The organism is Pararhizobium sp. P1_E7, from assembly GCF_056405855.1.
This window is the reverse complement of the sequence record NZ_JBFUBH010000137.1, coordinates 1-4,324: the sequence shown is the minus strand read 5'-3', so window position 1 is coordinate 4,324 and position 4,324 is coordinate 1. Positions and strand designations below refer to the sequence as shown.

The following is a 4,324-nucleotide window of genomic DNA, read 5'->3' as shown; positions in this document are numbered from 1 at the left end:
GCGGGAACGGTTGCGGCATGATAACCGCACCGACGATTGCTGTGACGCCTGTTCGGTAGTCGTCGGCTGCGTCTTCTATATCAATTGCCAACAGCGATGACCGCCTCGATTAGCCGACGATCACGACGTCGAATTCCATGCACTCGCGGTCGGAAGGTCGTTCATTGTGCGATGGACTCCAAAAAGTCAAAACCTCGGCGCGGGCTTTCCGGCTTTGCGATGGGCTGCGATGACGGTGTTGGYCATCAGCATGGCGATCGTCATGGGGCCGACACCGCCGGGAACTGGGGTGATGCCGGCGGCAACCTCGGCACACTCGGCAAAAGCGACATCGCCGACAAGCCGTGACTTGCCTTCACCCTTTTCGGGTGCCGTTATGCGGTTGATGCCAACATCGATCACAGTCGCGCCGGCTTCACCCAATCCGCCCTGACCATTTCCGGACGACCGACGGCGGCGATCAGAATATCCGCGTTGCGGCTGGCGGCCGGCAAATCTTTCGTTCGAGAGTGGGCGATAGTCACCGTTGCGTTCGCCGCCAGAAGAAGTTGCGCCATTGGTTTGCCGAACAGGTTGGACCGGCCGATGACAACGGCATTCAGACCGGAGAGATCGCTGCCGTGCTTGCTTTTGACCAAGGCCATCGCGTCGGCGGGCGTGCAGGAGACAAGTCCACCATTGAGATCGCCAGTCGCGACCTTGCCGGCATTGACGACGTGCAGGCCGTCGACGTCCTTCTCCGGCAGGATGGACTGGATGATCGGATCGGAATTCAGGTGCTTCGGCAGCGGGAGCTGGACGAGGATGCCATGCAGGCTTTCATCTGCATTCAGCGTCTCGACGAGCCTTGCCAGTTCTTGCTGCGTCGTGTCTTCCGTCAGCGTATGCTGGATGGATTTGAAAGCGCATTCCTCGGCCATGCGCCTTTTCGCGCCCACATAGGCGTGGCTTGCGGGATCGTTTCCGAAGATGACGACGGCAAGACCGGTCTTGACGCCTGTATCTTTCTCCAGAGCAGCGGCAGAGGCCTTTACGGCTCCGATTACAGACGCGGCGACTTGCTTTCCATCAATTATCTTGGCGACCATCGCTTTAGCCCATGCGTTCTGAAGCGTAGGAGCCGGGGCTCGCGGGGAAGACGATTGACTTGTTGCCGTTCATGAAGACGCGGTGGTGGATATGGGCGTGGACGGCGCGTGCCAGAACCTGGCTTTCGACGTCGCGGCCGATCGAAACGTAGTCTTCCGGCGACTGCGCGTGGGTGATGCGGGCGACGTCCTGCTCAATGATCGGACCTTCGTCGAGGTCTTCCGTGACGTAGTGGGCCGTTGCGCCGATCAGCTTCACGCCGCGCTCATAGGCCTGCTTGTAAGGGTTCGCTCCCTTGAAGGACGGAAGGAAGGAGTGGTGGATGTTGATGATCTTGCCCGACATCTTCTTGCAGACGGCGTCCGAAAGGACCTGCATGTATCGGGCGAGCACGATGAGCTCTGCGCCGGACTGCTCGACGACCTCCATCAGCTTGGCTTCCGCCTGCGGCTTGTCCTCCTTCGTGACCTTGATGTGGTGGAAGGGGATATCGTGGTTGACGATCAACTTCTGGTAATCGAAATGGTTGGAGACTACGCCGACGATCTCGATCGGCAACGCTCCGATCTTCCAACGGTAGAGCAGGTCGTTCAGGCAGTGGCCAAAGCGGGAAACCATAAGCAGAACTTTGGTTTTCCGGTCGCCTCGGTTGAAGGCGTAGTCCATTGCAAATCTCTTTGCAATCTCGGCGAAACCCTCGCGGATATCCGCTTCGGCGACGCTGGTTTCAGAGCGAAATCCGACGCGCATGAAAAAAAGGCCGGTCTCCAGATCGTCGAACTGCGAACTGTCCGTGATGTTGCAGCCTTTCTCCGCGAGATAGCCTGAGATGGCGGCGACAATGCCGCGTGTCGATTGGCAGGAGACATTGAGGACAAGAGAATTGGTGGTCACGGGAGACTCCAAAAGAATTGGCGGCATTAGCGTCTGGGGCTGACGACTGTGGCTGCTTCCAGATTGGTCTGGGTTCACATCACTCGGGCCGATCTGACGCGCCGTTCCAACTACGTCTTTGGTGAAAAAATATCAATCAAATTTCACGAATGAATAAAACTTTTTAGTATTGTTTGGTGCGTTTTGGTAGATAGCCCGGAATTGTGGAGCAAATGCCACAAGAGCCCATTTCGGGGATTCGTTGAATACCGATGCAACTGCGGACGCCCCGGCTGCGGAGCGGTCAGTATTGTGGCGGCGTGATTATCCACACGACTTTGGTCGGCTCGTTACCTGGATTGGCGCAGCGATGCGTCTCCGTGCTTTTGAATGAGAAACTGTCACCTGCGTTCAGGATGAAATGCTGGCCGGAAACCCATAGATCGAGCGTCCCGCTGATGACAATTCCTGCCTCAACGCCGTCGTGGCTGTAGTCGCCGCTGTCGGCACCGACATCGATCGTACTCATGAGCATTTCCAAGGGCCCGCTGAGGTTGGGCGAGAGCAACTCTTCCTGAATACCCAGCTTCGTAAACGTCAGCTTGCGCCTCTTATCAGCGCGAACGATGATGTCTTTTTCGTCCGCTGGAACATCGCTCGCGTGAAAAAACCAGTTGATCTGGACACCAAGCGTCGTGCTGATTTTCTTCAGGACCCCGATCGGTAGCTTTGATTGGTTTCGCTCGATCTGGCTGAGATACCCAACGGAAATTGCAGCTGAGTCCGCTACCTCCTGAAGTGTCATGCCCTTGGCTTTGCGCAATTCTCTGATTTGCGATCCGATGACGTCTTCTTGTGTTTGGCTCTCGTCCGAAGCTTTAAGCCTCTCGTCAGCGCGTTGCGGCATGATCAATTCCTTTTCAAGTGAGAATTGCATATCTTTAGGCAGTTGGAGAGGCAACACTCAACGCATTCCACATTATTCACAACTTCGATATTCCGAGAAAGAGAATACGGCGGGCGTGAAAAACTAAGGTACAAATTTCATATTGAAAAAAATTCGGCATGGCTGTACAAGCTTCCTGCCATGCATTGGTCCGAAGACACAGGTCCGGCCGGAGAATGGCACTTTCGCAAAATGGAGGTTGGCCATGAAAATCATCGTCCCCGTGAAGCGGGTCGTCGACTACAACGTGAAGATCCGCGTTAAGCCGGATGGTTCCGGTGTCGAGCTTGCCAATGTGAAGATGTCGATGAACCCGTTCGATGAGATTTCGGTCGAGGAAGCGCTGCGACTGAAGGAAGCCGGCAAGGCTTCGGAAGTGGTCGTCGTCTCGGTTGGCCCAGCCAAGGCCGAGGAAACGCTGCGCACCGCTCTGGCCATGGGTGCCGACCGGGCGATCCTGGTCGAGACCGACGATCAGGTCGAGCCGCTCGCCGTTGCCAAGATCATCAAGGGCGTGGCGGAAGCCGAACAGCCCGGCCTGATCATCGTTGGCAAGCAGGCGATCGATGATGACTCCAACCAGACCGGCCAGATGCTGTCGGCCCTCTTGGGCTGGGCACAGGGCACGTTTGCCTCCAAGGTCGAGATCGGTGACGGCAACGCTCAGGTTACCCGCGAAGTCGATGGCGGYCTGCAGACCATCGAGATCAAGCTGCCGGCCGTGGTTACCACCGACCTGCGCCTCAACGAGCCGCGCTACGCCTCGCTGCCGAACATCATGAAGGCCAAGAAGAAGCCGCTCGACAAGAAGACSCCSGCCGATTTCGGCGTCGACACSASSCCGCGCCTCAAGGTCCTGAAGACCGAGGAGCCGRGTGGYCGYMARGCYGGCATCAAGGTCAAGWCMGTCGCCGARCTKGTCGACAAGCTGAAAAACGAAGCCGGCGTACTCTAAGGTCCAGAAAAGGAGACTAACATCATGGCCATTCTTCTTCTGGCTGACCACGACAACGCAACCCTGTCCGATCAGACCGCCAAGGCGCTGACGGCTGCCTCCAAGATCGGTGGCGACGTCCACGTTCTGGTGGCCGGCAAGGCTGCCCAAGGCGCGGCCGATGCGGCGGCAAAACTCACCGGCGTCTCCAAGGTGTTACTTGCCGAAAGCGACGACCTTGCCAACAACCTGGCCGAGCCGCTCGCAGCCCTGATCGTTTCGCTGGCGGGCAGCTACGACACCATCATCTCGGCGGCCACCTCGACCGGCAAGAACGTTTTGCCGCGCGTCGCAGCCCTCTTGGACATCGCCCAGATCTCGGAAATCACCGAAGTCGTCTCGGCCGACACGTTCAAGCGGCCAATCTATGCCGGCAACGCCATCCAGACGGTACAGACGAACGAGGCCAGACAAGTCATCAC

At 57.6% G+C, this 4,324-nt stretch carries 3 protein-coding genes and 2 pseudogenes; 2 read left to right on the top strand and 3 right to left on the bottom strand.

What is annotated here, in order from left to right; all coding sequences use genetic code 11:
- Nucleotides 1-186 precede the first annotated feature (186 nt).
- The 3 genes and pseudogenes from AC1D17_RS27825 to AC1D17_RS27815 form a co-directional block, all read right to left on the bottom strand.
- Nucleotides 187-1,088: pseudogene (locus AC1D17_RS27825) on the bottom strand (bifunctional methylenetetrahydrofolate dehydrogenase/methenyltetrahydrofolate cyclohydrolase).
- Between the two features lie 4 nt (nt 1,089-1,092).
- Nucleotides 1,093-1,983: a formyltetrahydrofolate deformylase gene (gene purU / locus AC1D17_RS27820; RefSeq protein WP_477568466.1), complete on the bottom strand. Its 891-nt coding sequence runs from the start codon at nt 1,981-1,983 to the stop codon at nt 1,093-1,095.
- Between the two features lie 283 nt (nt 1,984-2,266).
- Nucleotides 2,267-2,869, bottom strand: coding sequence for a helix-turn-helix domain-containing protein (locus AC1D17_RS27815; protein WP_477568465.1), 603 nt, complete (start codon nt 2,867-2,869; stop codon nt 2,267-2,269).
- Between the two features lie 244 nt (nt 2,870-3,113).
- On the opposite strand from AC1D17_RS27815, the gene AC1D17_RS27810 reads away from it, so the two are divergent.
- Together AC1D17_RS27810 and AC1D17_RS27805 are read left to right on the top strand one after the other, a co-directional pair.
- Entirely contained in the window at nt 3,114-3,863 is a 750-nt protein-coding gene (locus tag AC1D17_RS27810) for an electron transfer flavoprotein subunit beta/FixA family protein (protein ID WP_477568464.1), read from the top strand.
- A 24-nt stretch (nt 3,864-3,887) separates the two neighbouring features.
- Nucleotides 3,888-4,324 (top strand): annotated as a pseudogene (locus AC1D17_RS27805) (electron transfer flavoprotein subunit alpha/FixB family protein); the annotation flags it as partial.